The organism is Nocardia transvalensis NBRC 15921, from assembly GCF_000308875.1.
In the GTDB taxonomy this organism is placed as follows: domain Bacteria; phylum Actinomycetota; class Actinomycetes; order Mycobacteriales; family Mycobacteriaceae; genus Nocardia; species Nocardia transvalensis.
The window spans coordinates 126,799-152,050 of the sequence record NZ_BAGL01000058.1 but is presented as its reverse complement, the minus strand read 5'-3'; the positions used below and the strand labels follow the sequence as shown (position 1 = coordinate 152,050).

The 25,252-nt window shown below is 70.7% G+C and carries 23 protein-coding genes and 4 tRNA genes; 14 read left to right on the top strand and 13 right to left on the bottom strand.

Translation table 11 applies throughout. The annotated features are described in order from the left end of the window. The first annotated feature begins 24 nt into the window (after nucleotides 1-24). The 3 genes from ON41_RS19750 (at nucleotide 25) to ON41_RS19740 (ending at nucleotide 2,993) form a co-directional block, all read left to right on the top strand. Nucleotides 25-714 carry a response regulator transcription factor gene (locus ON41_RS19750; protein WP_083905467.1) on the top strand — a complete coding sequence of 230 codons (690 nt, stop codon included), beginning with the start codon at nucleotides 25-27 and terminating at the stop codon, nucleotides 712-714. Continuing rightward, the gene (locus ON41_RS19745; RefSeq protein ID WP_040749136.1) at nucleotides 711-2,003 is read left to right on the top strand and encodes a sensor histidine kinase; all 1,293 of its coding nucleotides are present in this window, start codon (nucleotides 711-713) and stop codon (nucleotides 2,001-2,003) included. The genes ON41_RS19750 and ON41_RS19745 overlap by 4 nt, the downstream gene beginning before the upstream one ends. 186 nt (nucleotides 2,004-2,189) lie before the next feature. After that, the gene (locus ON41_RS19740) at nucleotides 2,190-2,993 is read left to right on the top strand and encodes an enoyl-CoA hydratase (RefSeq protein ID WP_040749135.1); all 804 of its coding nucleotides are present in this window, start codon (nucleotides 2,190-2,192) and stop codon (nucleotides 2,991-2,993) included. Here ON41_RS19740 and ON41_RS19735 read toward each other — a convergent pair. Both ON41_RS19735 and ON41_RS19730 read right to left on the bottom strand, forming a co-directional pair. Then, nucleotides 2,981-4,270, bottom strand: coding sequence for a ribonuclease D (locus tag ON41_RS19735; RefSeq protein ID WP_040749134.1), 1,290 nt, complete (start codon nucleotides 4,268-4,270; stop codon nucleotides 2,981-2,983). The two genes, ON41_RS19740 and ON41_RS19735, sit on opposite strands and share 13 nt — an antisense overlap. 22 nt (nucleotides 4,271-4,292) lie before the next feature. Then, the gene (locus ON41_RS19730) at nucleotides 4,293-4,931 is read right to left on the bottom strand and encodes a DUF3000 domain-containing protein (RefSeq protein ID WP_083905466.1); all 639 of its coding nucleotides are present in this window, start codon (nucleotides 4,929-4,931) and stop codon (nucleotides 4,293-4,295) included. A gap of 82 nt (nucleotides 4,932-5,013) precedes the next feature. On the opposite strand from ON41_RS19730, the gene hemE reads away from it, so the two are divergent. The 3 genes from hemE to hemQ all read left to right on the top strand — a co-directional run bounded on the left by hemE (nucleotide 5,014) and on the right by hemQ (nucleotide 8,618). Then, the gene (hemE, locus tag ON41_RS19725; protein ID WP_040749133.1) at nucleotides 5,014-6,081 is read left to right on the top strand and encodes a uroporphyrinogen decarboxylase; all 1,068 of its coding nucleotides are present in this window, start codon (nucleotides 5,014-5,016) and stop codon (nucleotides 6,079-6,081) included. Nucleotides 6,082-6,199: 118 nt separating this feature from the next. Beyond that, nucleotides 6,200-7,546, top strand: a complete 1,347-nt coding sequence (locus ON41_RS19720; RefSeq protein WP_040749187.1) for a protoporphyrinogen oxidase — start codon at nucleotides 6,200-6,202, stop codon at nucleotides 7,544-7,546. A 376-nt stretch (nucleotides 7,547-7,922) separates the two neighbouring features. Further along, the gene (hemQ, locus tag ON41_RS19715; RefSeq protein ID WP_040749132.1) at nucleotides 7,923-8,618 is read left to right on the top strand and encodes a hydrogen peroxide-dependent heme synthase; all 696 of its coding nucleotides are present in this window, start codon (nucleotides 7,923-7,925) and stop codon (nucleotides 8,616-8,618) included. 63 nt (nucleotides 8,619-8,681) lie between these two features. Here the strand turns inward: hemQ and msrB are convergent, their stop codons facing one another. The 4 genes from msrB to ON41_RS19695 form a co-directional block, all read right to left on the bottom strand. Continuing rightward, entirely contained in the window at nucleotides 8,682-9,137 is a 456-nt protein-coding gene (gene msrB, locus ON41_RS19710; protein WP_040749131.1) for a peptide-methionine (R)-S-oxide reductase MsrB, read from the bottom strand. Between the two features lie 34 nt (nucleotides 9,138-9,171). After that, the gene (locus ON41_RS19705) at nucleotides 9,172-10,497 is read right to left on the bottom strand and encodes a glycosyltransferase family 87 protein (protein ID WP_051161945.1); all 1,326 of its coding nucleotides are present in this window, start codon (nucleotides 10,495-10,497) and stop codon (nucleotides 9,172-9,174) included. A gap of 97 nt (nucleotides 10,498-10,594) precedes the next feature. After that, nucleotides 10,595-12,187 (bottom strand): alpha/beta hydrolase, encoded by a 1,593-nt coding sequence (locus tag ON41_RS19700; protein WP_051161942.1) that lies wholly within the window; start codon nucleotides 12,185-12,187, stop codon nucleotides 10,595-10,597. A 32-nt stretch (nucleotides 12,188-12,219) separates the two neighbouring features. After that, nucleotides 12,220-12,993: a pyrimidine reductase family protein gene (locus ON41_RS19695; protein ID WP_040749129.1), complete on the bottom strand. Its 774-nt coding sequence runs from the start codon at nucleotides 12,991-12,993 to the stop codon at nucleotides 12,220-12,222. A 35-nt stretch (nucleotides 12,994-13,028) separates the two neighbouring features. Here ON41_RS19695 and zapE point away from each other — a divergent pair, with 35 nt between their 5' ends. The 3 genes from zapE to ON41_RS19680 all read left to right on the top strand — a co-directional run bounded on the left by zapE (nucleotide 13,029) and on the right by ON41_RS19680 (nucleotide 16,864). Continuing rightward, nucleotides 13,029-14,045 carry a cell division protein ZapE gene (gene zapE, locus ON41_RS19690; RefSeq protein ID WP_040749128.1) on the top strand — a complete coding sequence of 339 codons (1,017 nt, stop codon included), beginning with the start codon at nucleotides 13,029-13,031 and terminating at the stop codon, nucleotides 14,043-14,045. A gap of 114 nt (nucleotides 14,046-14,159) precedes the next feature. Further along, nucleotides 14,160-14,969, top strand: coding sequence for a tyrosine-protein phosphatase (locus ON41_RS19685; protein ID WP_040749127.1), 810 nt, complete (start codon nucleotides 14,160-14,162; stop codon nucleotides 14,967-14,969). Between the two features lie 224 nt (nucleotides 14,970-15,193). Then, on the top strand, nucleotides 15,194-16,864 hold the full coding sequence (locus ON41_RS19680; RefSeq protein ID WP_040749126.1) for a TlrC/CarA/OleB/SrmB family ABC-F type ribosomal protection protein: 1,671 nt from the start codon (nucleotides 15,194-15,196) through the stop codon (nucleotides 16,862-16,864). Here ON41_RS19680 and ON41_RS19675 read toward each other — a convergent pair. Both ON41_RS19675 and ON41_RS19670 read right to left on the bottom strand, forming a co-directional pair. After that, entirely contained in the window at nucleotides 16,840-17,370 is a 531-nt protein-coding gene (locus ON41_RS19675) for a GNAT family N-acetyltransferase (RefSeq protein ID WP_040749185.1), read from the bottom strand. The genes ON41_RS19680 and ON41_RS19675 overlap by 25 nt on opposite strands. 5 nt (nucleotides 17,371-17,375) lie before the next feature. Then, nucleotides 17,376-18,599 carry an MFS transporter gene (locus ON41_RS19670; protein WP_051161940.1) on the bottom strand — a complete coding sequence of 408 codons (1,224 nt, stop codon included), beginning with the start codon at nucleotides 18,597-18,599 and terminating at the stop codon, nucleotides 17,376-17,378. A 269-nt stretch (nucleotides 18,600-18,868) separates the two neighbouring features. On the opposite strand from ON41_RS19670, the gene ON41_RS19665 reads away from it, so the two are divergent. Beyond that, nucleotides 18,869-19,813 carry a coiled-coil domain-containing protein gene (locus ON41_RS19665; protein ID WP_246829561.1) on the top strand — a complete coding sequence of 315 codons (945 nt, stop codon included), beginning with the start codon at nucleotides 18,869-18,871 and terminating at the stop codon, nucleotides 19,811-19,813. A 4-nt stretch (nucleotides 19,814-19,817) separates the two neighbouring features. Here the strand turns inward: ON41_RS19665 and ON41_RS19660 are convergent, their stop codons facing one another. Both ON41_RS19660 and ON41_RS19655 read right to left on the bottom strand, forming a co-directional pair. After that, on the bottom strand, nucleotides 19,818-21,005 hold the full coding sequence (locus ON41_RS19660) for a sigma factor-like helix-turn-helix DNA-binding protein (protein WP_051161953.1): 1,188 nt from the start codon (nucleotides 21,003-21,005) through the stop codon (nucleotides 19,818-19,820). 91 nt (nucleotides 21,006-21,096) lie between these two features. After that, nucleotides 21,097-22,461 carry an MFS transporter gene (locus ON41_RS19655; protein ID WP_051161938.1) on the bottom strand — a complete coding sequence of 455 codons (1,365 nt, stop codon included), beginning with the start codon at nucleotides 22,459-22,461 and terminating at the stop codon, nucleotides 21,097-21,099. 105 nt (nucleotides 22,462-22,566) lie between these two features. On the opposite strand from ON41_RS19655, the gene ON41_RS19650 reads away from it, so the two are divergent. Together ON41_RS19650 and ON41_RS19645 are read left to right on the top strand one after the other, a co-directional pair. Then, nucleotides 22,567-23,334 carry an ArsR/SmtB family transcription factor gene (locus ON41_RS19650; RefSeq protein WP_085995726.1) on the top strand — a complete coding sequence of 256 codons (768 nt, stop codon included), beginning with the start codon at nucleotides 22,567-22,569 and terminating at the stop codon, nucleotides 23,332-23,334. Between the two features lie 124 nt (nucleotides 23,335-23,458). Further along, nucleotides 23,459-23,938, top strand: a complete 480-nt coding sequence (locus ON41_RS19645) for a nitroreductase family deazaflavin-dependent oxidoreductase (protein WP_040749125.1) — start codon at nucleotides 23,459-23,461, stop codon at nucleotides 23,936-23,938. A 58-nt stretch (nucleotides 23,939-23,996) separates the two neighbouring features. Here ON41_RS19645 and ON41_RS19640 read toward each other — a convergent pair. From ON41_RS19640 to ON41_RS19630, 3 genes are all read right to left on the bottom strand, one after another. Further along, a tRNA-Val gene (locus tag ON41_RS19640) sits at nucleotides 23,997-24,071 on the bottom strand. A 15-nt stretch (nucleotides 24,072-24,086) separates the two neighbouring features. Continuing rightward, nucleotides 24,087-24,157 (bottom strand) — tRNA-Cys (locus tag ON41_RS19635). Nucleotides 24,158-24,180: 23 nt separating this feature from the next. After that, nucleotides 24,181-24,253, bottom strand: a tRNA-Gly gene (locus ON41_RS19630). Between the two features lie 404 nt (nucleotides 24,254-24,657). Between ON41_RS19630 and ON41_RS19625 the strand changes: the two genes are divergently transcribed. Both ON41_RS19625 and ON41_RS19620 read left to right on the top strand, forming a co-directional pair. Continuing rightward, nucleotides 24,658-24,729: transfer RNA gene (locus ON41_RS19625), tRNA-Val, on the top strand. Nucleotides 24,730-25,026: 297 nt separating this feature from the next. Next, nucleotides 25,027-25,245, top strand: a complete 219-nt coding sequence (locus ON41_RS19620) for an MbtH family protein (protein ID WP_040749124.1) — start codon at nucleotides 25,027-25,029, stop codon at nucleotides 25,243-25,245. Nucleotides 25,246-25,252: the final 7 nt, after the last annotated feature.

Here is a 25,252-nt window from a genome sequence, read left to right as displayed (position 1 = left end):
GGACCGTCGCTATCGTCGTAATTCGTGACGAACAGCCGAGTACTGGTGGTCGATGACGACGCCAGGGTGTTGGCGTCGGTGGCGCGTGGATTGCGGCTGTCCGGCTTCGAGGTCGATACCGCGGCGGACGGCGCCGCCGCCTTGCAGCGCATCGCCTCGGACACCCCCGCGGCGATGGTGCTGGACCTGAATCTGCCACGGCTGGACGGGGTTCAGGTGGTGACCGCTCTGCGGGCCCTCGGCAACGAGATACCCATCTGCGTGCTGAGCGCCCGGTCCGAGGTCACCGACCGGATCGGCGCCCTGGAGGCGGGCGCCGACGACTACCTGACGAAACCGTTCGATCTGGGCGAGCTGGCGGCCCGCCTGCGCGCGCTACTCCGGCGAGCACCGGCCGTAGCCGCGGATCCGGGGCGCACGGTGATCGGACGGTTGACCGTGCGGCCCGGCGCGCGGCGCGCCTGTGTGGACGGGGTTCCGCTCGATCTCACCAAGCGCGAGTTCGACCTGCTGGCCGCACTGGCGGCCGCGCCCGGCCAGGTATTCAGCCGCGCCCAGCTGCTGGATCGGGTGTGGGGCTACGACTTTCGCACCCAGACCAAGGTGGTCGATGTCTTCGTCGCCTACCTGCGCCGCAAGATCGAGGCCACCGGCTGCCCGCGCCTGGTGCACACCGTGCGCGGGGTCGGATTCGTACTACGGGAGGAACCGTGAGACGGCTGCTGTCGCTGCGCGCGCGAGTCGCCTTCGCCAGTGCGGCGACGGCCGCGCTGGTGGTGGCGGCGATGAGCGCGATCTTCTTCGCCCTCGCGCCGTCCGGTGCGGAGCAGCAGGTCGACTCGGTGGTCCGGGCGCTGCGGATCACCGGACCCGGTCCGCCTGCCCCGGGGCCGCGCGTCATCATCCGGGCCGGGCCGATCCCCGGCCCCGGCGCACTGCCGGAACCGTGGGGGGACGGGCCGCCCCTGCCCGCCGGACCGGATGTCACCTGGACGGTGCCCGCCGAGGTCGGCCACGGGGACACGGTGATGATGGCCGCGACGGTGCCGCGAAATACGCTGGCCGACACCGTCTCCCAGCAGCGCACCCGCATCCTGACGGTCGGCCTGGCGGCGATCGTGCTGGCCGCCGGCCTGGGCTGGTTCTTCGCCCACCGCGCCGTGGTGCCGCTACGACGATTGACCACCGCGGCGAAAGGCGCGGAAACCCGGTTGTCGCTGGAGGTTCCCGGCCGCTCGTCCACGACCGAGACCGCAGAGCTGACCGCCGCCATGAACCAGATGCTGGAACGCATCGCCGAGGAACGCCGCCACACCGCCGACGCCCTGGCCGCGGCGCGGGACTTCGCCGCCACCTCGGCGCACGAACTGCGCACCCCGCTCACCGCCATGCGCACCGATCTCCAGGTGCTGCGCTCCATGCCGGTGGGTGACCGGGAACGGGAGCAGATCCTCGACGAGGTGCTGACCACCCAGCAGTCGGTGGAGGACACGCTCGCGGCGCTGGAACGGCTGGCGCTGGGGGAGTTGACCACGGCCGCCGACTTCGACGAGGTGGATCTGGACGAGATCATCGACCAGGCCCTGGAGGACGCCCGGCGCGTCCACCCCGAGGTCGTCGTGGAGTCCGCGGTGACCGAGCCGGTGCGGATGCGGGGGCTGGCGGCGGGCCTGCGCAGCATTCTCGACAACGCCATCGCCAATTCCGTCCGCCACGGACAGGCCACTCGCGTGATCATCGACGCGCGGACCAGCGACGACGGAATCGTCACGCTCACCGTCGACGACAACGGCCGGGGCGTCCCGCCCGCCGACCGCGAGCGGGTCTTCGAACGTTTCCGCCGTGGCGACACCGCGGCCACCGGCAGCGGCCTCGGCCTGGCGCTGGTGGCGCAGCAAGCGGGCCTCCACGGCGGCTCGGCCGTTCTGGAGGAGAGTCCATTGGGAGACACCCGATTACATGTCCGGCTGGCCACCGGCGTCGGGCGGCCCACTGATCAATGAGTCGGCGGCAATCGGGACTTGTCGGAGACGCCAGCCGGAGACACCCGCCGCGGCTACGTCCGAAAACGAGGACGACACACTCGCCGCACGGCGTGGACGCGCTCTGATCCCTGCTCGTGCGCTGGGCCTTTCGCGCACATTCTGAAACAGGTTACAGTTTGCGGGTCGTCGTCGGTAGGAGTCCGCATGTCGTTCGTGCTCGTCGAGAAGCCGCGTCCGCAGGTCGCGCTGGTCACTCTGAATCGCCCTGAGCGAATGAACGCCATGGCCTTCGACGTGATGATCCCGCTGCGCGAGACGCTGGAGGCGGTGGCCGCCGACAACGACGTGCGCGTGGTGGTGCTCACCGGCGCCGGCGACGGGTTCTGCTCCGGCGCCGACCTGCAGGGCGCGGGTTCGGTGCCCAATATCGACGGGCTGACCAAGACCAGCATCGCCCGGCGCTCGATGGACCTGCTCAACGATGTGATGATCGCCCTGCGCCGCATGCACCAGCCGGTGATCTCCGCGGTCAACGGCGCGGCCATCGGCGGCGGTTTCTGCCTGAGCGTCGGCACCGATATCCGGATCGCCACCGAGGGCGCCTACTTCCGCGCGGCGGGTATCAACAACGGGCTCACCTCCACCGAACTCGGCATGAGCTACCTGCTGCCGCGGGCCATCGGCGCGTCGCGGGCCTTCGAGATCATGCTGTCGGGCCGCGACGTGGACGCCGCCGAGGCCGAACGGATCGGCCTGGTATCGCGCACCGTGCCTGCCGGCGAACTCCTCGATACCTGCTACGACCTGGCCGAGCGCATCATCGGATTCAGCCGGGTCGGCACCGAACTCACCAAGCGCATGCTGTGGAGCGGGATGGAGGCGGGCAGCTTCGAGTCCCATATGCAGCACGAGGGGATGGCACAGCTGTACGTGCGGCTCACCACCGAGAACTTCGACGAGGCGATCCGGGCGCGCCGCGACCGGCGCACCCCCGTCTACGAGGACTGATCGGCGTCGAACAGCGCGGTCACCAGGCGCGGGTCGGCCAGCTCGCGCTGCCACGGCCGCGCGCCGCCCGACTTCAGGTAGTCGTCGATCGCCTGGTCGGGATTGTCCGGGACCGTGCCGGAGCGGTATTCGGGCAGGCCGTCCCAGCACAGCCGCCGCAGCAGGTCCGGGGTGAGCAGGTTCTCCACCGGGATCGTGTAGGCCTGCGACAGCTCCGACATGGCGGCCCTGGCCCGGGTCAGGCGCGCCGCCGCGGCCGGATCGCGACGCTCCCAGCGGTTCACCGGCGGCGGGCCGTCGTAGGGCTGGGTCAGCGCGGGTAATTCCGAATCCGGTAGCGCCCGTGCTCGTTCCACCGCCGCCAGCCAGTCCCGCGAATACCGGCGCTGGCGCGGGCCGCCGAAGATCGGCAGCGCGCGCAGCTGTGCGATCGACTTCGGATCCGCCTGCGCCGCGGCGATGATCGCCGAATCCGGCAGCACCCGCGCCGGGGCGACATCGCGGTGGCGGGCCACTTGGTCACGGGCCGACCACAACTCGCGCACCACCGCGAGCTGCCGGGTCCGCCGCAGCGTGTGGATGCCCGAGGTGCGCCGCCAGCGATCGGCCTTCGGCGGCGCCGGCTCGGTGGTGCGCACGTGCTCGAATTCCTGTGCCGCCCAGTCGGTCTTCCCCTGATCCTCGAGGGAGGCCGCGACCTTCTCGCGCAGTTCCAGCAGCAGCTCCACGTCCAGGGCGGCGTAGTTGAGCCAGTCCGCGGGTAACGGGCGGGTCGACCAGTCCGCCGCGCCGTGGCCCTTGCGTAGTTCCCGGCCCAGCAGCTTCTCCACCATGGCCGCGAGGCCGACGCGCTCGAATCCGGCCAGCCGCCCGCCCAATTCGGTATCGAACAGGCGCGCCGGTCGCAATCCGAGTTCGGCCAGCCCCGGCAGATCCTGATCGGCCGAGTGCAGCACCCACTCCAGATCGTTGATCGCCTCGGCGAGCGGGGCGAGCCCGCCGTCCACGGGCACCGGATCGATGAGGAAGGTGCCGGAGCCCTGGCGTCGCAGCTGGATCAGATACGCGCGGTTGGAGTACCGGAAACCCGAGGCCCGCTCGGCGTCGACCGCCAGCGGCCCCGACCCGGCGGCGAGCCGGTCCGCGGCCTCGGCGACGGCGGCGGCAGTCTCCAGCACGGGTGGTACACCGTCCGCCGGTGCCAGCAACGGCACGGCGGCGGCAGTGTGTTCCTCGATCCCCCGCGCGGGACCCTCGGACTCGTCGGCAACGGGCATAGCCTTGAACTTTACGTGTCAGTCAGAACTGGTCGTCGGCAATCTGCGGACCCGGGCGCAAATGGGTGATGCCCGCGGGTGGCAAACCGGCCGCATAGGCCAGTACTTCGCAGAAGGCTTCGACGTGTGGTCCGAGTTCGGTAGAGCCCACCGTCCACGAGGCCCGCAGCTCCAGCTGATAGGCGCGCGGCGGTCCGGCGATATCGCCGTAGCGGACCGAACTGGTGGAGGTCACCGTGCCGCCGAGTGCGGTGAACGGTTCGGCCCGCGATTCCAGCGCGTCCACCAGCCAGCTCCACGCCACCTCCGGCAGTAGGGGGTCACCGGCCAGGGCGGCGTCGATATCGGCCTGGATGTAGGCCACCAGGCGGAACACCCCGTGCCAGGCCTCATGGCCGTTGGGGTCGTGTAAGAGGATCAGCCGCCCGAACGCGTCACCCTCGGAGTCGACCGGAACCACGTTCGTGTCGGGGTGTTTTACCTCGGCTCCGATGGCGTATGAATAAGGGGCGAGGCGTTGCGGCGGCCGGATCGGGACAAGCTCGATCCGGGGGTGCACGGATGCGGTGCCCATCGCATCGACCGCGGCGCGAAATTGGGCTGGTTCGCTGTCGGGGCCCGGGGTCGGTGCGGCGCCGTCGCGGAAGTCGAGCGGTGTCACGAATGTGACGGTATCCCCGAACTGCCCGGCGCAGTCGGAGGCGCGCCGGGTAGCCGCGGTGTGGCCGCATACGATAGCGACGATGAGCACTCCAACTCGCCGCCGGTTGTCCGATGCGCCGTTCCTCGCAGCCGCCACCGGCGGCACGCCGAGCCGGCGCCCCGTCTGGTTCATGCGTCAGGCCGGGCGGTCGCTGCCCGAGTACCGCGAGCTGCGCGCCGGCATCGGGATGCTGGAGTCGTGCTTCGATCCGGAGCTGCTGTGCGAGATCACGCTGCAGCCGATCCGCCGCCACGGGGTCGACGCGGCGATCCTGTTCTCCGACATCGTCGTTCCGCTCAAGGCGGCCGGGATCGACCTCGACATCGTCCCCGGTGTGGGCCCGGTGATCGCGAACCCGGTGCGCACCACCGACGACGTGCGGGCACTGCCCCGGCTGCGTCCCGAGGAGGTGGGCGCGATCGCCGAGGGCGTGCGCCTGCTGCTGAACGAGCTGGGCGACATCCCGCTGATCGGATTCGCCGGTGCCCCATTCACTCTCGCCTCGTATCTTGTCGAGGGCGGGCCCAGCAAGAATCACGAGCACACCAAGGCGATGATGCTCGCCGACCCCGGCACCTGGCACGCCCTGCTGGGGACGCTCACGGATATCACCATCGAATTCCTGCGCGCGCAGCTCGGCGCGGGGGTCGACGCCGTGCAGCTGTTCGACTCCTGGGCCGGTGCGCTGTCGCTGGCGCAGTACCGGGAATTCGTACTGCCGCATTCGGAACGGGTATTCGCCGAGCTCGCCACCGCGGGTGTGCCCCGCATCCACTTCGGGGTGGGCACGGGCGAACTGCTGGGCGCGATGGGCGAGGCGGGCGCCGATGTGGTCGGCGTCGACTGGCGGGTGCCACTTACCGACGCGATCCGACGCGTCGGCCCCGGAAAGGCGTTGCAGGGCAACCTCGATCCGGCCGTCCTGTTCGCCGGTTCCGCCGTGATCGAACGCGAGGTCCGCCGCATCGCCCACGAGGCCGACGAGGCGATCGCCATGGGCGCCACCGGCCACATCTTCAACCTCGGCCACGGAGTCCTGCCCGAGACCGACCCGGAAGCCATCACCGCCACGGTCGAGCTGATCCACAGCCTCCCCGCCCCGCTGTAAACCCGGCCTCCAGACCTCCCATCGCAGTGGTCGAAGGTCCGGGTACGTTGCAGGGAGACGAGGCCCAGGCGGTGCCGGGGCCGGGCGTGGTGTGGGCGAGCGGAGCGAGGAGCGGGCGATGCGGGTCGCGGTGGTCGGCGGGGGAATCAGCGGGCTGGTGGCGGCGTACCGGTTGCGCCGGGCGCTGGGGGAGGAACTCGACCTGGTTCTGCTGGAGCGGTCCGAGCGGGTCGGCGGCATTCTGCGGACCGAGGACATCGCGGGTGATCCGGTGGATCTCGGGGCCGAGGCGTTCGTGGGGCGGCGGCCCGAGATCCCCGCGCTGCTGACCGAATTGGGGCTCGCGCAGCAACTGGTGTACCCGGCCGGGCGGCGGCCGCTGATCTGGTCCGGCGGTGCACCGCATCCGCTGCCGGAGCGCACGCTGATGGGGATCCCGTCCGGGCCGGAGTCGGTGGCCGGGCTGGTCGACGCGGAGACTCGTGCGTACATGGCCGCCGAGCCGGACCGCCCGCTGCACTGGACGCCCGGCGGCGACATTGCGGTCGGCGCGCTGGTCGGTGACCGCTTCGGCGAGCAGGTGGTGCGGCGCAGCGTGGACCCGCTGCTCGGCGGAGTGTATGCGGGACTGGCGAATTCGATCGGCGTGCGGGGCGCGCTGCCCACCCTCGCCGCGGCCCTCGACGCCGGCGCGCCGAACCTCTCGCGCGCGGTCGCCGCTGCCCTCCCGCCGCCCTCGACCGCGCCCGTCTTCGGCGGCATCCGTGACGGGTACGGGGTCCTGCTGGACGCGCTGCTGTCGGCCGCCGCGCCGGCACTCGAAACCGGCTCCGCCCCGACGGGTCTGGCGCGGACCGCGCGCGGCTGGCGGCTCGACCCTCTGGGCGAGGTGGACGCGGTGGTCCTCGCGACGCCCGCTCCGGTGACCGCCGGGCTCTTGCGCGGGGTGGCGCCGGAGACCGCCGATACGGTCGGGGAGATCGAGCTGTCCTCCTCCGCCGTGGTGGCCCTGGCGCTACCCGTGGACACCCCGCTGCCCGACAACTCCGGCATCCTCGTCGCCACCGGAGAACCGTTGCGCGCCAAGGCCTTCACCTTGTCCAGCAGGAAATGGCCCCATCTGGCCGCCCGCGACGTCGCCCTGGTCCGGGTCTCCTTCGGACGCTTCGGCGACGACACCCCGCTCACCTGGTCCGACGACAACCTCATCGCCGCCGCCGCGGCCGATCTGGCGACCGTGACCGGCGCCGCCATCACCCCTCTCGCGGCCAAGGCGCAGCGCTGGCGCGGCGGCCTCCCGCAATACGCCCCCGGCCATCCCGCCCGCGTGGGCGCCATCGAGGCCGGCATCGCCGACCTCCCCGGCCTCGAAATCGCGGGCGCGTACCTCCACGGCGTCGGCGTCCCCGCCTGCGCGGCCTCGGGCACGTCCGCCGCCGAGCGCCTCATCGAGCATCTGAGCTGACTCCGCCGCCCGGCAATCCGGGAGAAGGGAACGGCGAGGCACGACGGCCGCGTCGGTGGATGCGACCGCGGTGGCAGGGGCATCGATCGGTGCGCATCGTGTGGCGGCGAGGAGAGGCGCGGTACCCGGGACACGGATCGAGAGGCTGTACCGATCGAATTCGGCGTGTCCGCGCGGGGGTCGCGATGCGGTCGGGCGTGGAGTGTTTCCCAGTGGTCGGCAGGCATGGGTGGAGCGTCGCACCGGGCACCGACATCCGAGATTTCCCGCACCCTTTCCGTTGCGGCGCACGGCGTTTCACCGGCGAGTCGGGGTGCGGGAATACGCACGGGGTGCGGTCGTGCGAGCGGGAGATCGGCAGTGGCAGTATGGGGTCATGGCGCGACTCGATTACCAGGCCCTCAACTCGACCATTCGGTACCTGATGTTCTCGGTGTTCCAGGTGCAGCCCGGGGTACTGGGGGAGGATCGGGAGGCCGCGATCAAGGAGGCCCGCGAATTCTTCGACGGCCTGGCCGATCGCGGTGTCGTGCTGCGCGGGATCTACGACGTCGCGGGCATGCGGGCCGACGCCGACTTCATGCTCTGGACGCACGCCGAGCGCATCGAGGATCTGCAGGCCGCGTACGCCGACTTCCGCCGCACCACCGAACTGGGCCGCGCCAGCGCCCCGGTGTGGAGCAACGCCGCGCTGCACCGGCCCGCCGAATTCAACAAGAGCCACATCCCGGCGTTCCTCGCGGGGGAGGAGCCGGGCAACTACATCTGCGTCTACCCGTTCGTGCGGTCCTACGACTGGTACCTGCTGCCCGACGAGGAGCGCCGCAAGATGCTCGCCGACCACGGCAAGGAGGCCCGCGGCTACCCGGACGTGCGCGCCAACACCGTCTCGTCGTTCGCGCTCGGCGACTACGAGTGGATCCTCGCCTTCGAGGCCGCCGAACTGCACCGCATCGTGGACCTGATGCGCGACCTGCGGGCCACCGAGGCCCGCCGCCACGTGCGCGAGGAGATCCCGTTCTTCACCGGCCCCCGCGTCGAGGTCGACAAACTCATCGCCGCCCTGCCCTAGCGGTAGTGGGCGCATACCCCCTGTTTTTGGGTCATGCGGTGCGCGGGGCCCGGGCCGTAAGGTTCATCCGTCTTCTCTGCGCGTTGCGTTGTCCGAGGGGTGCAGCCGCAGTGCGATGGAGTTGATGCAGTACCGCTTGTCGGTCGGGGTCGGATAGCCCTCCCCTTCGAAGACGTGGCCGAGGTGGCTGTGGCAATTCGCGCACAGCACCTCGACGCGGTGCATGCCCAGCGAGTCGTCCGAGCGCAGGATCACCGCATCCGAATCGGCCGGGTCGAAGAACGACGGCCAGCCGCAGTGCGAGTGGAACTTCTCGCCGCTGCGGAAGAGTTCGGCGCCGCACGCCCGGCAGGTGTAGACGCCGACGGTCTCGGTGTCGGTGTACTCGCCGGTGAAGGCGCGCTCCGTCCCGGCCTCGCGCAGGACGGCGTACTCCTGCGGTGTCAGCCGGGTCTTCCACTCCTGCGGCGTGAGCTGGATCTTCGGCGCGGGTACGGACGTCTCGGAGTCGGAACTCATGGCGCCCAGTCTAGGTGCGGCGCCGGAGTGCGACCTAGGTGAGCGCACCCGCCTGCGATTGCGCCTGGGTGTCGCTCTCGGAGCCGGGCACCGGATTGCCGTTGTGGCGCTCGGCCTCCGGCGCGGTCTCCGGGCGCGGCTCGGACTCGGGCAGCAAGTACACCGGATCGATCCCGGAGGCCAGCCGCCCGTCTCGCCGGGCGGCCAGATACCGGTCGCCGAGGACACAGAACACCACGACCAGCAGCAGACTCCAGCCCAGCGTGACGCGCAGGTACTCCAGCGTGCGCCCCGTGCTCTGCCAATGGTCCAGCAGCCACTTGTCGTAGGTCATGAACCCGAAGATCGCCAGCCACGCCGGCCAGTTCCGCAGCACCGAATTGCGCAGCACCACGGTCATCAGGAACGGGAACAGCATCATCGAGTAGTACTGCTGGCCCAGCGAGGTCCACACGAATTCGGTGGTCAGTAGCACGCCGGAGGCGGTGCAGATGAAGAACAGCTCGTCGTGCAGGTAGTAGCGGTACAGCAGCCACAGCGAGACCAGCACCACGACGGCGAGCAGGATGCGGATGACCCACGTCAGCCACGTGTCCAGGCCCCAGTACGCGGCGCTGCCCGGAATGGAGCTGTTGAAGTAGTCGCGCGCCTTCAGCGAGTAGGGGACGGTCCGGCGGAGATAGTCCAGCGGATCCTTGATCAGCGGCCAGGCGATCGCCGTCAGCACGATCGGCACGCCCAGACCGGTGATGAACACCTTCCACTGCCGTCGCGCCAGCGGTATCAGCAGCATCGGCGCCAGCGTCGGTTTCACCGCGATGGTCAACCCCATCACGACGCCCGCCCACAGATCGCGCCGCTGCAGGAGCAGATGGATGAACAGCACCTCGGCCAGCAGGATGCAGCCGTTGACATTGCCGAATCCGAGTGTGTTGATGACGGTTTCGGAGGCGAACATCAGCAGCAGCGTCAGCGGCGCGCCCCAGGACCGCGGGCTGAGCTTGAACAGCTTCAGCAGCAGGTACCACGCCCCGATGATCGCGACCGCGTTCAGCCCGACGAACAGCCACTTCGACTTCTCGGGGTCGATGATCGCCAGGGGCGCGACCAGCAGCGTGCCGCTGGGCGGGTACAGGTAGTGCGGGTCGACGAGGTCGAAGTTCTCACCGTAGATCGCCTGGCGGTTCAGGAAGGCCAGCGAGGCCTTGTAGACCGGCGCGAAGTCGTCGGTGATGTTGAAATTGGTGCCCTCGATGAACACTTGGTGCAGCACAGTCATGACCGCGAACGGCCACAGGGCGAAGTTCAGGACCTCGGTAGTGGTCCGAGCGGTGCGAGGCTCGAGCTGGCGAAGGAACACTGGGGCACGGTACACCGAGAACCTCCGAGATGGTTGCTCGGACCCGGCGTTTTGGCGCACCTTCCTGTCGATGACGGGTCGAACCCCGACAACCGGCTCAGGCGGGACAGGCGGTCCCGTCTTGCGGCAGGGTCGCGTCCTTCGCGTAATCGACGATGTACTGCTGTGCGCAGGCGGTATGGGTGAAGACCGGGTGACCCCAGCCCTGCCATTCCACGGACGAGACGCGCGCCCCGGCCGCACCCAGCGCGCCGGTCACCGCCGGCCGCCCGTCGCCGCCCACCACCGGATCGGCGGCGGCGCCCAGCACCAGCACCTGCCCGGTGTACTTCTGCGGCAGCAGCGCCGCATTGGGCACCGGCCACGCGGTACACGCCATCAGCCGTGTCGCCGCGGCCTTTCCGAACACCGGATACTGCCCGTTCCAGGTGTTCTCCAGCTCCTTGGCCCGGGTGGGCGTGGCCGGCTGCTGGTTGTCGCTGCAGCGGGCGACGAACTGGCCGTCGGAGTCCACCGCGGCCGACTCGCGCAGCACCAGCGAGTTCAGCGGTCCGCGGTCGCCGCGACCGGCCGCGGCCAGGGCGTCCGCGAGTTCGGCGGTGCGGCTTGCCTGATCGGCGCGCGGGTCGCCGAGGAATCCGGAGATCGTGGTGAGCAGAACGTTTGCCGACAGGTCGCCCAGACCGCCCGTGGCCGCGCGGTTCACCAGATCGGCGACGGCGGCCCGCGGATTCGGCCCGAGGGCGCAGCCGATTCCGGCGCAGCGCTGCGCGAATCCGGTGAGCGCGGCCTCCGCGCCCTTGACCCGCTGTTCGGCGCGGCCGACGGCGTCGGCGGTGACGGCCTCGGGTGAGTCGAGGACCAGGCGGGAGAGGTGGTCGCCGTACTTGGCGGCGTAGCTCATGGCGACCCGGGCGCCGTTACCGGTGCCGATCAGCCCGATGGTGTCGACCTGCCACTGCTTGCGCAGCTGCTCGACGTCGTCGGCGGCGTGCGCGGAGTCGAACGTGCCCTGATACGGCTGCAGGAAGTCCTGACAGGCGATGGTCGCGTCCTGGCTGAGCTTGGCCACCGCGTCCACCGGATCGCCGCCGCCCGCGGTGAATTGGGCGTTGTCGGAGACCGCCCGGCGGGTGTCGGTCGTCATGCAGTCGATCGGCTGGGAGCTGCCCATGCCGCGGCGGTCCACCGCGACGATCGGATGCGCGGTCAGCACCGCCGCGGCCGGTCCGGCGGCGAGGCCCGCGAGGGTGGCGGTGGAGGAGCGGTCGCTTCCCGAGGTCAGCACCAGCGGCGCGGCGCCGGCGGGCGTCTGCTGCAACCGGGCCCGCACCGCGCCGGTGCGGAAGGTGCCGAGGATGCCGCCGGCCGCGTCGATCGGCGTGGAGTACTCGGCGCATTCGAAGATCAGACCGGCGGGCGGGGCGCCCAGGCCGAGCAGGTTGAACGTCGGGGTCCCGCACTCGTGCCAGTTGAGATCGGTCTTGGGCGTCTGCAGCGCCGGGGGCGGTGGCGGTGCCTCGGTCGTGGTGCGGGTGTCGCCACCCGCCTGATGCGGCCGTTCCACCGCGACGCCGGGCCGCTCCGAGGGCCCCGCACCGCAGGCGGTGGCGACCAGCACCGTCAGCGATGACGTTGCCAGCAAGGCGGCTCGTGTCCAATGGCGGCACCGTCGTCGTGTCCAGCGCATGCGCTACAGCCTGCCAGGTCCGCCGCGCCGTTTCAGCCTTGGGGCGCGGCGCGCACCCATCGGGTCAGTACCGTGCCGTCGTCGTCGACCAGCAGATGACGCAGCGACATCGGGCTCGGCAACGCATTGGGCGACACCGCAATTCGACCGGCCGGACCACCGACGAGCAGGGGCGACAGGGTCAGGCACAGCTCGTCGGCGGCGCCCGCGGAGATCAGTTCGCCGAACAGCGACGGCCCGCCCTCGCACAGCACCCGCAGCAGTCCGCGCTCGGCGAAGACCGACCGCAGATCGGCCGCGGTGACCGTCGTGTCGCCGGCCTCGACCACCTCGGCGCCCGCGTCGGCGAGCAGCCGCTTGCGCTCGTCCGGTGCGGCCGCCGTGGTGAGAATCAGCGGCGGCCGGGTGGTGTCGGTGAACAACCGGCTCGCGGGGTCCAGGGCCGCGTGCGCGCTGACGACGGCGACCGGGGGCGGGGCGCCGTCGCGGGCGCCGCCGAGGCCGTGCTGGAACAGCCGGATGCGGCGCTGGGTATCGGTGCGGGCGCCGGCGTAGTTCTCCGCGCGGGCGGTGCCGGCGCCGACCACGACCACGTCGGCCAGGTCGCGCAGGATCGCGAAGACGTCGTGGTCGGCCCGGGTGCCGAGCGCGCCCGAACGCCCGTCCACGGTGACGGCCCCATCGATACTGGACACGAAGTTCACTCGGATCCACGGGGATTCGAGCCGGGACGGGTAGGAGTAGAGGCGCACCAGGTCGTCGGTGCCCTGCGCTGTGAACTGGATCGCATTGGGAGCACGCTGCATAAGTACCGATCACACCACGTCAGTACGCTAACCGCGTGCAACAACGCCTCGTCGATCGCCATCCGGAGGTTCCGGCCGATCAACTCATCGCCCAGATGGTGCCGCCGCCCACATTCGACGAGGTGAGCTTCGCCTCCTACATCCCGGATCCCAAGGAGCCGACCCAGGCCGAGGCGGTGCGGAAGGCCGAGCAGTTCGCCGGTCAGGTCGCCAAGATCCACGCCGCGGCGGGGAAGAAGACCCTGTTCGGCAAGAAGAAGCAGGTCGACGGTGCGGGTCTGTACCTCGACGGCGGATTCGGCGTCGGCAAGACCCACCTGCTGGCCTCGATCTACCACGCGGCGCCCGCGCCGAAGTCGTTCGGCACCTTCGGCGAGGTGACCAACCTCGTCGGCGCGCTGGGGTTCACCAACGCCGTGGACCGGCTGTCGGGCAACAGCGTGCTGTGCATCGACGAGTTCGAACTCGACGATCCCGGCGACACCATGCTGGTCTCGCGGCTGCTGACCGAGCTGACCGCGCGCGGGGTCTCGGTCGCGGCCACCTCCAATACGCTCCCGGATCAGCTGGGCGAGGGCCGCTTCGCCGCCCAGGACTTCCTGCGCGAGATCCGCAAGCTGGGCTCGCTGTTCGACGCCGTCCGCGTCGACGGCCCGGACTACCGCCACCGCGATCTGCCCCCGGCGCCGGAGCCGACCGCGCCCGAGAAACTGGCCGAGAAGGCCGCGGCCACACCGGATTCCACGCTCGACGACTTCGACGAGCTGCTGAAACACCTGAGCACCCTGCACCCCTCGCGGTACGGATCGCTGATCGCCGCCGTCTCCGCGGTCTTCGTGTCGAATGTGCACACGATCACCGATCAGGCCGTGGCGCTGCGCATGGTGGTGCTGGCCGACCGGCTCTACGACGCCGGAATCCCGGTCACTGTCTCGGGCGTGAAGCTGGACCGGATCTTCTCCGAGGAGATGCTCGGCGGCGGGTACCGCAAGAAATACCTGCGCGCGATCTCGCGGCTGCTGGCGTTGTCGCGCTTCGAGGTGCCCGCCTGACGGCCCGACCCGGCCACTGAACCGACCGACCACTCGGTGTAATCTCACCGTCGAGTTCGCCGATGCCGGCGCCCGGTGTTCGGCCTGGTCGTCGGCCCGAGGATGGGAGCTGCCATGGCCCGACGTTCGACTCGGGGCGCTGCCGCCGTGACCGCGGCCGCCGTCATCGCGCTGGGCCCGGCCACGGGCGCCGCGCTCGCCGCCGACCCGCCGCCCGCGACCGCCTCGGTCCTGGCCGATACCGGCGACCGGTCGCTGGGACTGCAGGGCGTGCAGAACGCGCGCGATATCGGCGGGTACCGCACCACCGACGGCCGCACGGTCCGGACGGATCTGGTGTTCCGCAGCGGCGAGCTGAGCAAGGCGACTGACGCGGATCTGGCCGCGCTGACCGATCGGGGCGTGGCGATCGTCGCCGATCTGCGCACCGGCTACGAGCGCGCGCTGGCCCCCGATCGGGTGCCCGCCGGGGCGACGCAGCAGATCGATGACGTGATCGGCCAGGCGCCGCCGCAGGTCATGGCCTCGACCCTGATCGCGGGCACGGATCTGTACCGCGCCTTCATCACCGCGCCGGGCGCGAACGAGGGCTTCGCGTCGATCCTGCGCGACGTCATCGACACCCGCGACGGCAGCGTGCTGTTCCACTGCACCGCGGGCAAGGACCGCACCGGCTGGACGGCGGCGGTGCTGCTGACCGTCCTCGGCGTGGACCGGGACACGGTGAACTACGACTACCTGCTGTCGAACTACTACCGCGACGCCGGGCCGAACGATTCGCTCAACGGTGTGGTGCCCCCGGCTCTGGACGCCGCGTTCGATCAGGTGAACCAGACCTACGGCTCGTTCGACACCTACGTGCACGACGGCCTGAAGCTGACCGACGACGATATCGCCGCGCTGAAGGCGAAAATGCTGTCCTGACAGCGGTTTTCCGGGCAATCGGTTGAGGGGTGTTGACACTTCTGCCGATTGCCGTTACCTTTTTGTCCGGTATGGGTACTTTGTTGATCCTTCTGTAGTCGAGTCCGACGCGTAGAGCCTCGCTCCGCGTCGAATCCCCGCACAGCTCAGCCCCTTTCCGGGTCCTTCTTCCGCTGCGCGGGTCCATCGACATCCGGCCGTCCGCCGGAAGACAGGAGGATCCTGTGCCTACTGCTGCCCAACTCACGCTGTCCGAGGTCACCAAGCGCTACGGCGCCCGGCCGGTGCTCGACCGCGTCTCCCTGACGGTGCGTCCCGGCGAGAAGGTTGGCGTCGTCGGCGACAACGGCGCCGGCAAGTCCACCCTGCTGCGCCTGCTCGCCGGCGCCGAACATCCCGACAACGGCGACGTGATCGTGCGGGCTCCGAACGGGATCGGCTACCTGCCGCAGACCCTCGCCCTGCCCGGCGCCGCCACGGTCGCCGACGCGATCGACCTCGCCCTGACCGAACTCCGCGCGCTGGAACGACACCTTCGAGCCGCCGAAGAGGAACTGGAAACCATTGCGGCACACACTGATCAAGCACTACTCGACCGGCATCTGACCGCGTACGGCACGCTGCTCACCCGGTACGAGGCCCGCGGCGGCTACCACGCCGACCAGCGGGTCGACACCGCCCTGTCCGCGCTCGGACTCCTCGGTCTGGACCGCACCCGCCCGCTGGACACCCTGTCCGGCGGCGAACGGTCCCGGCTGGCACTGGCGGCGACCCTCGCCGCCGCGCCGGAATTGCTGCTGCTCGACGAGCCGACCAACGACCTGGACGATTCGGCGGTGGCGTGGCTGGAACAGCACCTGCGCGACCACCGCGGCACGGTGGTCGCGGTCACCCACGACCGGGTGTTCCTGGAACGGATCACCGCCACGGTGCTCGAGGTCGACGCCGGGCGCATCACCCGGCACGGCAACGGGTACGCTGGCTATCAGGCCGCGAAGGCCGCCGAAAGGCGCAGGCGGCAGCTCGAATTCGAGCGGTGGCGCGACGAGCTGGCCCGCAACCGGCGGCTGGCCGAGTCGAATGTGATGCGGCTGGAGGCGATTCCGCGCAAGGCGCCGCTCGCGGTGTTCGGGCACGGCTCGTTCCGGTCGCGCGGACGCGGGCACGGCGCGGTGGTCCGCATCCGCAACGCCAAGGAGCGGGTGACCCGACTGACCGCCGATCCCGTTGCGCCGCCGCCGGATCCGCTGCGGCTGACCGCGAGCCCGTCGCGCGCCGGCGAACTCGCCGACGGCCCGGTGGCCCAGCTGTCCGGGGTGACGGTCGGCGACCGGCTGCGGGTCGACGACCTGCGCATCGGCCAGGGCGACCGCCTGCTGATCACCGGGCCCAACGGTGCGGGCAAGACCACCCTGATGCGGCTGCTGGCGGGAGAACTGGCGCCGGACACCGGCACGGTGACCGTCCGCGGCCGGGCCGGGCACCTGCGGCAGCAGCAGACGCCCTGGCCCGCGTCGCAGACCGTGCTGGGCGCCTACGCCGGCGGGCGCGGGTATCCGGACGAGTGTGCGGAGGAGTTGCTGTCGCTCGGGCTGTTCCGCCCCGCGGAACTCGGGCTGCGGATCGGGGAGCTGTCCTACGGTCAGCGCCGCCGCATCGAACTGGCCCGGCTGGTGAGCGAGCCCAGCGACCTGCTGTTGCTGGACGAGCCCACCAACCACCTGTCACCGGCGCTGGTCGAACAACTCGAGGAGGCGCTCGCCGGGTACACCGGTGCGCTGGTGGTGGTCACCCACGACCGCCGGTTGCGCACCCGGCTACCCGGGGCGCGGCTCGAGGTGCGCGCGGGGGCCCTGCACGACGCCGGGGCTCACAGCTCCTTCTGCATGACGTAGTCCTGGCAGATCACGGAGCCGACGGTGGTGGTCTTCTCGCCGACGGTGCGGAAGCCGTGCTTGGCGTAGAACCGTTGGGCGCGTCCGTTGTTCTGGTTGACCCCCAGCCAGACGCCGGCGAAGCCGCCGTGCCGGGCGTTGTCGACGGCCGCGCGCATGAGCGCCGTCGACACCCCGGCGCCGTGGTGGTCCGGCAGGACGTACAGCTTGCTGATCTCGAGCACCGGGCGGTCGCCGAGCGCGGCGGAGACCGCCGGATCGGCGGGCGCGCCCGTCACGAGCATGGCGTAGCCGACGATATCGCCCCCGGCCACGGCCTTGAGCACGGTGTGGCCGGGGTCGGCGAGATAGTCGCCGAAGCGGTCGCCGGACAGTATCCGCGCGATGAACGTCTCGATGTCCTCGGAGTCCAGGTCCGGCGGGCAGGCCAGTGGAAAGGTCGCCGCCGCAACGTCACTGAGGGCCTCGGCGTCCCACAATCCGGCCCGGTCGACGATGACTGGGATGTCGCTCATTCCTCCAGTAGAGCACGACCCGATTCGGGTGCCGACGGTTTGCCCGTGGTCGGCCGCGCGTGGAAATACCGGGCCGACACGATCAGCGCGACCGCGAACAGCAACGGCAGCAGATAGCCGATCCGGAGGCTGGTCGCATCGGCCAGACCGCCCACCACGCCACCGCCGACGAGCGTGCCCGCGTAGTTGAACAGGTTGAGCCGCGCGATGAGCGCGTCGAGCCCGCGCCCGCCCGTGAGCTGACCGGCCTCGCTGAAACACAGCGGCGCGATCACCGGCAGGCCGATGCCCGCGATCAGGAATCCGGCGATCGCCGCCGGCGGCCCGGGCGCCGCGACCACGAGGGTCAGTCCGACCACGCCGATCGCCGCCGCCGCGCGCACCACCGCCCGCGGCCCGAATCGCCGCACCCACAGATCGCCGGTGAGCCGCCCGGTCAGCGACGCGCCCTGATAGGCCGCCAGCGCCAGCGCCGCCACGGCCGAGGAGGATCCCAGATCGTCGCGCAGATACAGCGCCGACCAGTTGCCGACCGCCAGATCGACGGCGAAGACCAGCGCCATCGCGATCCCGAGCGCCAGATAGGCGCGCAGCGGGACCGAGGTGGTGGCCGCCGCCTCCTCCGGTTCGGCCTCGGCCTGCCGCGTGCCCAGCAGCCGCGGCCCGAACGCCAGCCCACCGGCCAGCACGATCGCCGCCGCGATCAGCACCGCCACGGGCAGCGCGACGTCCAGGCCCTCGCAGCCGGAGACGAACAGCGCCCCGAGGATCGAGCCCGCGCTCCACGCCGCGTAGAACGACGACAGCACGACCTTCCCGTAGCCGTGCTGGATGAACACCGCCTGCATATTCGTGCTCGCGTCCACCACACCGACCGCGACGCCGTACACCCCCAGGGCCACGAACAGCGCCGCGAGCTGCGGCGCGAGCGCGATGCCCACACCGGCCACCGCGATCAGCCCCAGCCCCGCCCGCAACGCCGTCCGGCTCGACCAGCGCAGCGCCAGCCGCTCGGCCGCCACGCTGCCCGCGGCCGCCAGCAGCGAGATCAGCACGGCGGCAAGCAAAATCTGGGTGTCGCTGAGCCCGAACCGATCCCGCTGCTGCGGAAGTTCGGTGAGAATGACCGCGAGGAAGAAACCCTGCAATCCGAAGGCCACCGAATTGGCCCGGCGCGCGGCCCGCAGAACCGATACAGGAGTGTATCCATCGGCGTTCATCGACGAAGCCTATCCGCTCGGGCGAGCGCGTGCCGCCCGGGCGTGCGAGCACCGTACCGACTGGCCGGAAAGTGCCAGGGGCACCTTGGTGAAGCGTGCCGGATCGTGACGAATTCGCACGTAACGCGCTTCGGCAGCGTCCGATGATCACGCTGGGCTCCCGGTTGGGTAACGAAAATAGTCACGATCGTGTGAAGGGGCCTGGCAGTTGCGGCAATCTGGAATAAGCGGGCCGACCGTGGTTCGCTGGGTGTAGGGGAAGTGGTCGCGTGGACACGAAGGAACTGAGCAAGATCGAGCGCGAGCATGCGACGATGCCGTCCTTCTCGGAATCGGCGAATATGCCGGTGGTGGAACCCAATCCGCGTGGGCATCAACCGGGCGAGAGATGCCGTGAGTTCGACTGCGGGAACTGCCATTGGGATGTGCAGCGGCTGAAGTACTGGCTGCGGGGGCGGCTGCTCGCCTCCGGCGCCGACGACGCCGAGGTGGACAAGGCGCTGGGCGCGCAGACTCCGTCGCTGCTGTGGCGGCGCGGCAACCGGTTGTGCGCCATCGAGGTGCGCAGCGCGCCGGTATCGCTGGCGCACGCGTCGGAGCGTACGGCGCGGCTGCGGGCCGTCGGCTGCGACGAGGTGCTGTGGCTGTGCCCGCCCGGATACTGGGTGGGCCAGGTGCCGGCGCTGGGCGTGGACGACTTCGCGTCGCAGGGGTGTGAGTACCGGGTGGTGACGGGCCTCGTGGAGCCCGGACCGTCCGGAGTGGTGGAGCCGCGGGAGAGACCCTGGGCAGTACGGGATTTCATCGAGAACTGGGTGGCCGGTCGGGTCGCCTGGGGATACCGCGACGAGGCCACGGGAGGGTGGGCGACGGTGAGCGACTGGGAGCAGCACACGCGGGCGCAGGCCCTCGTCATCGCGCAGCAGCGGCAGGAGCTGATGAACCAGCGCACCGCCCTCGCGCTGGCCCGCAAGGCGACCCGCGACAAGGCCAAACAGGTGCACAAGCTGCTACATCGGCTCGAGCGCGCCGAGGAGACCGCCGACGAACTGGACGCCACCCGCCGCCGCCTGGTGGATCACAACCGGGTCGACGCCACCCTGCGGGTGACCATCGCCAAGCAGCGGGAGGCGCTGCTGCACTGGCAGCTGATCACCTGCTTCGCGATGCTCGTGATCGTCACGTTCATCGTGGCGGGCTTCATGCTGAAATAGCGGTTCACCCCGCGCGGGCGAGGCGGAACGGCCCTCGGTCCCAGCGCCAGCCGTGGCGCAGCACCAGGGCCGTGAAATCGGTCGTGCCGATCCCGGTCTCGTCGACGTAGCGGCGGAATTCCGGCCAGCCGAGCGGTCCCTCGGCGAGGCGGTTCCGCAGGATGTTCTCGTGCCGCGCGTCGACGCGGTGGTCGCGCAGGTCGGGCTCGCCGAGACGGCTGCCGGTGAAGACCAGCCGCCCCCAGCCGCGCTCGTGCGCCCAGGCGCGGGCGGCGTCGAGTTTGACCCGGTTGCCGTGGACGGCGAGACGGGACGGCGGCACGACGTCGATCAGCAGCGCGCGGCCGTCGGTGAGGCGGGCGGCGACGGTGGGGTAGTGGGTGCGTTCGGCGTCGTCGAGCCGGTAGTCGACGGCGCCGGGACGTTCGACGTAGGCGGCGACCTGTTCGCTCGTGTCCAGGATCCGCAGCAGCAGCGCCTCCAGCGCGGTGTCGAACGTCGTTTCCCTGCCGAGCTTTTCGGCGAATATCGAGCCGCGGGCGTCGTCGTCCGCATCTACGGTCGGGGCCGGGGTATCCGGGAGGTCGGCGGGCTTGCCGCCCGGCCAGTCGGCGCGGCGCAGCAGCGGGACGAGCTGTCCGGCAACGGGTTCGGCGTGCCGGGGGCCGTTGAGGTGCCAGCGGCCGCGCTGCTGCCAGCCGGCGATGCGCTGGAAGACGAAGCCCGCCATGCGTTTCGCGTCCATCAGGGCGTGACCGGCCAGCCGCAGCCGCAGATAGGCGAGGTCCTGGGCGGCGATATCGCTGTCGGTGGCGTAGATCTCGGCCAGCAGGGTGCGCACGAGCCGCTCGTCCTGCCAGCCGACCGGGTAGCGCTCGGCGAAGATCGCGGTGTCGGGGTGGCCGGTGGCCCGCACCCGCCGGACCATCTGCCCGGCCGCGCGGGTGTACAACTGCCGCACCCGATCCCGCGACAACCCGTATCGCGCGCCGATCAGGGTGAGCGTCTCGGGCCGCTCCCCGTCGAGTCCCAGGCGCTGCGTGATCAGCTCGCCGTCGCGCGGCCGTTCCTCGGCCTGCTCCGCGACCATCGCGGCCAGGGTCTCGTCGGCCTGTTCGAGACCGAACGAGACGCTCTCGCCGAGGTCGTCGAGCAGTCCGGTCCGCGCGTCCTCGCTCCGGCTCGTCGTCACCACTTCCGCCCGTCTTTCGCTCCTTCGTTCGAAAAGCCTATCCTCGCAACCGGTCTGCGCGGGGTAATGACCCCCGTGTCGAGGGGTGCGATCAGTCGGCGATCCCGAACCGGGTGAGCGCCAGCGCGCCCACCCAGGCCAGCGCGGCGGCGGCAGCGAGCAGGTGGATGCCGTGCACGAACTGCCCCGACCCCGGCGATCCGGCGACCGCGCCGAAGATCGCCACCCCGCACGCCGTGCCGATCTGCCGGGCGGTGTTGGAGATGCCGGTGGCCAGCCCCGACCGGTCCGGGGGAGTGGTGCGCACGACCGCGGCCACCACGGAGGCGGTGACCAGCCCGCCGCCACAGCCGAGCAGCAGGAATCCGGCGAGCAGCCAGCCCGTCCCGCCGTCGGCGCGCAGCTGGGTGAGCAGCGCGCAGCCCACGGCCGCCAGCACGCAGCCGGCGCCGATGGCCGTGCGGGGACCGCGGGCGGCGGTGATCCGCCCGGAAACCGGGGCCAGCACGACCAGTGGCACCGCCATCGGCAGGACGGCGAGGCCCGCGGCGAGCGGCGACAGGCGCCGCACCTCCTGGAGGTGCAGCATGCCGACGAACAGCAGTCCGTTGACGATCAGGTTCATCGTCAGCGCCACCACGTTCGGGCTCAGGAACCCCTTGCGGCGCAACAGGTCCAGCGGCAGGACCGGATGGTCGCTGCGTGCCGCGCTCACCAGGGCGACGGTGAGGCCCAGGAGCGTCACCACCGCCGCGACGGCGGTCTCCGGGCCCGCGTGGTGCCCGGCGGAGATGACCGTGAACACCAGGCCGCCCAGCGCGACGACGAATCCGAGCAGGCCGGGCACGTCCAATCGGCCGGTCCGGGTGCCGGGCCGTCCCGGCACGGCCCACAGCGCCGCGGCGATGACCGCCGCCGTCAGCGGCACGTTGATCCAGAACACGGGCCGCCAGTCCAGCGCGCCGATGATCAGGCCGCCGAGCAGCGGCCCGGCGGGCAGCGCCAGCGAGGAGACCGCGGCCCAGGCGCCCAGCGCACGGGCCTGTTCACCGCGCTCGGGATAGACGTCGACGATGACGGCCATGGTGCTGGGCAGCAGTAGCGCGCCGCCGACGCCCTGCACGACCCGGGCCGCGATCAGGACCCCGGCGGCCGGTGCCAGCGCGCAGGCCAGCGACGCGGCCCCGAATATCGCGAAGCCCGCGATCAGCACGCGCCGGTGACCGATCCGGTCGCCGATCGTGCCGCCGGCCAGGAGCAGTCCCGCGATCGCGACGACGTATCCGTCCACCACCCACTGCAGGGTCGCCACGGGCGAGTCCAGGTCATGGGCGATGCTGGGCAACGCGACATTGACGATGGTGACGTCCAGCAGCACCAGGAACATCCCCGCGCACATCACGGCCAGCACCCGGCCGCGGCGCGCGACCGGGCTCTCGACAGTCGAAACGCTCATGCCCGCAGTCTCATCCGCGGAATGTTCGGGGTGTGCCGAAGTATCGCCGCGGCCGACGTCCACTGTTCGGTGGGGGCCGAAGTGTGCGCGCGGCAGACTGGTGTCATGACCGACGACCGGCCCCTGTACGGGTACACCGATATCGCCGCGGTGGGCGCGCTGCTGGCCGACGCGACCCGGGCGCGGATCGTGACGACCCTGACCGACGGCCGCGCGCTGCCCGCCTCGGTGCTGGCCTCGGAGTCGGGCGTGGCGGCCTCGACGGCCAGCGAACACCTGTCCCGGCTGGTGGCGGGCGGGCTGCTGACCGTGGAGCGCTCCGGGCGGCACCGCTACTACCGGCTGGCGAACCGGGAGGTGGCCGTGGCGATCGAGGCGCTGGCGGTGCTCGCCCCGGCCCGCCCGGTCCGCTCGCTGCGCGAATCCACGCGCGCCGCGGCCCTGCGCCGGGCCCGCAGCTGTTACGACCACCTGGCCGGTCGTCTCGGTGTCGCGGTCACCGAGGCGCTGCTCGATCGCGGGGCCCTCGTCCGCACCGACGGCGTGGCCGGAACCGTACGCGCACAAAACGATCCGATCTCCGCACCCCTGCCGGAGCATCCCTACCAACTCGGCCCGAACGCCGAACCGCTGTTCGGCGAACTGGGTGTGGACCTGGCCCGGGCGCGGGGCGCTCGCCGTCCGCTCCTGCGCTTCTGTGTCGACTGGAGCGAACAGCGGCACCACCTGAGTGGCGCCCTCGGCGCGGCCGTGCTCACCCGCATGGAGTCGGCGGGCTGGGTGGAACGGGCCGGAACTCGCCGTTCCCTGCGCGTCACCCCGTCCGGCGCCCGCGTCCTCGACCGCGTGCTCGGGGTGGAGGACGCGGCCTGACCGGCCGGAAGTCCCGCGGATCGTGGACGATGGACCCTCGACAGGACGGGCCGAAATGCCGACGCTGGAGTGACCGAGGTCCTGGCCCGGACGCCCGATCCGGCCGAGTGGAAGAGGTTGTCTCGTGCCGAGCGACTCCCGCAAGCCCTGGCTCCCGCCCCGCTGGTTCATCGTCACCGCCTGGTACGTCCACCGGGCCCTCTACCGCGTGACCGGCGGCCGCGCCGGACTGTGGCCGCCGAAGGACGACACGCACTGGGGGACCATGCGGCTCACCGCCATCGGTCGCCGTACCGGCCGCGATCGCAGCGTGCTGCTCGGATACTTCGAGGACGGACCGAATCTCGTCACGCTCGCCATGAACGGCTGGGGTGCGGCGGAGCCCGCATGGTGGCTCAACCTCCAGGCCAATCCCGAGGCGACGGTCGACCTGAAGGGCGGCTCCCGCACCGTGCGCGGCCGAGCCGCCCAGGGCGAGGAACGGTCCCGCCTGTGGGATCGATGGCGCGAGATCGACCGAGACTTCGACGCGCTGTCGGCCCGCCGGCCCTCGGAGACCGCCGTGGTGATCCTCGAACCCCGTACGAATGGTCGGGGACGGTAGAAGCGTGTCTGGCACAAACAGGTCAGGCCCGGCGTGAACCGGGCCTGACCTGTGCCTTTGGTGCGCGATACTGGGATTGAACCAGTGACCTCTTCCGTGTCAGGGAAGCGCTCTCCCGCTGAGCTAATCGCGCGTGGGTGCCTCTTAGAGGCGGCGACGGGAATCGAACCCGTGTGCACGGCTTTGCAGGCCGTTGCCTCACCACTCGGCCACACCGCCAACCAAGGCCGGGTTGGCCTTCGAGCGGATGACGGGATTCGAACCCGCGACCCTCACCTTGGCAAGGTGATGCGCTACCAGCTGCGCTACATCCGCACTCTGCCTCCGGAGGCTCTTTCGTGCTTCCGGCTGCGAGAGAGAACATTAGCCCACCATCAGCGCACTCAACAAATCCGCTGGTAGGGAGGGGTAAATCCGAATCACACCCCTGTAGTTCAGCAGGTCGCGGGCCGCTCCGCCCCCTCGTCCCCACCCGGAACGTCCGCACTGTCACACCCCGCGCTCACCAACAGTTCAGCCGCACACCCACCCCCATGCCGCATCGCACCCGCCCCGCACGCCAATGACCCACCGCTCCCACCGCGCCACCACAGCCCCGTGAGCATCACCCCTCAACAAACGAATCCCCAGCTAGACCAGCGATTTGGTGTGACAGGGGTGAACCGTGTTAAGGTTCCATCTCGTCCGGAACGGCACCCAAACCGCTCCGACACCCCCACGGTCCCATAGCTCAGTGGGAGAGCGCTCGCCTCACACGCGAGAGGTCGCTGGTTCGAAACCAGCTGGGACCACAATTATTTCCGCTGGTTGGATACCACTTTCTACTCCTTCTTAGTTCCTGTCGTCTCCCGGCCTCACCAGGCCCGACGGGCATCTGATCCGGACTGGTCGCATTCATGCCGGCAAGGCACTGAGGGCTGGATCTCGGGTAATTCGGCACCTGCTCTTCGTGGTGGACGGGAATACTGCGACCCCCCGACTCCATGGGCACTCGGCCCGGGGGCCTAGGTTTTTGGGTGTTTGCACCTATCTCGGGTCTGCCTAATGTCACCATGGTTGGAATACGTTCGTGGGCGGGGAGGCCCGGCATGACCAATCCTTTCGATGACGACGATGCGAACTTCTTCGTGCTGGTGAATGACGAGGGGCAGCACTCATTATGGCCGGAATTCGCCGAAGTGCCCGCCGGATGGGCCGTCGCGTACGGCATCGCGCCACGTCAGGCGTGTGTGGAGTACGTCGAAAAGAACTGGACGGATATGCGGCCCGCGAGTCTCGTCGCGGTAATGAACGACCGACCGGATTAATGAACCG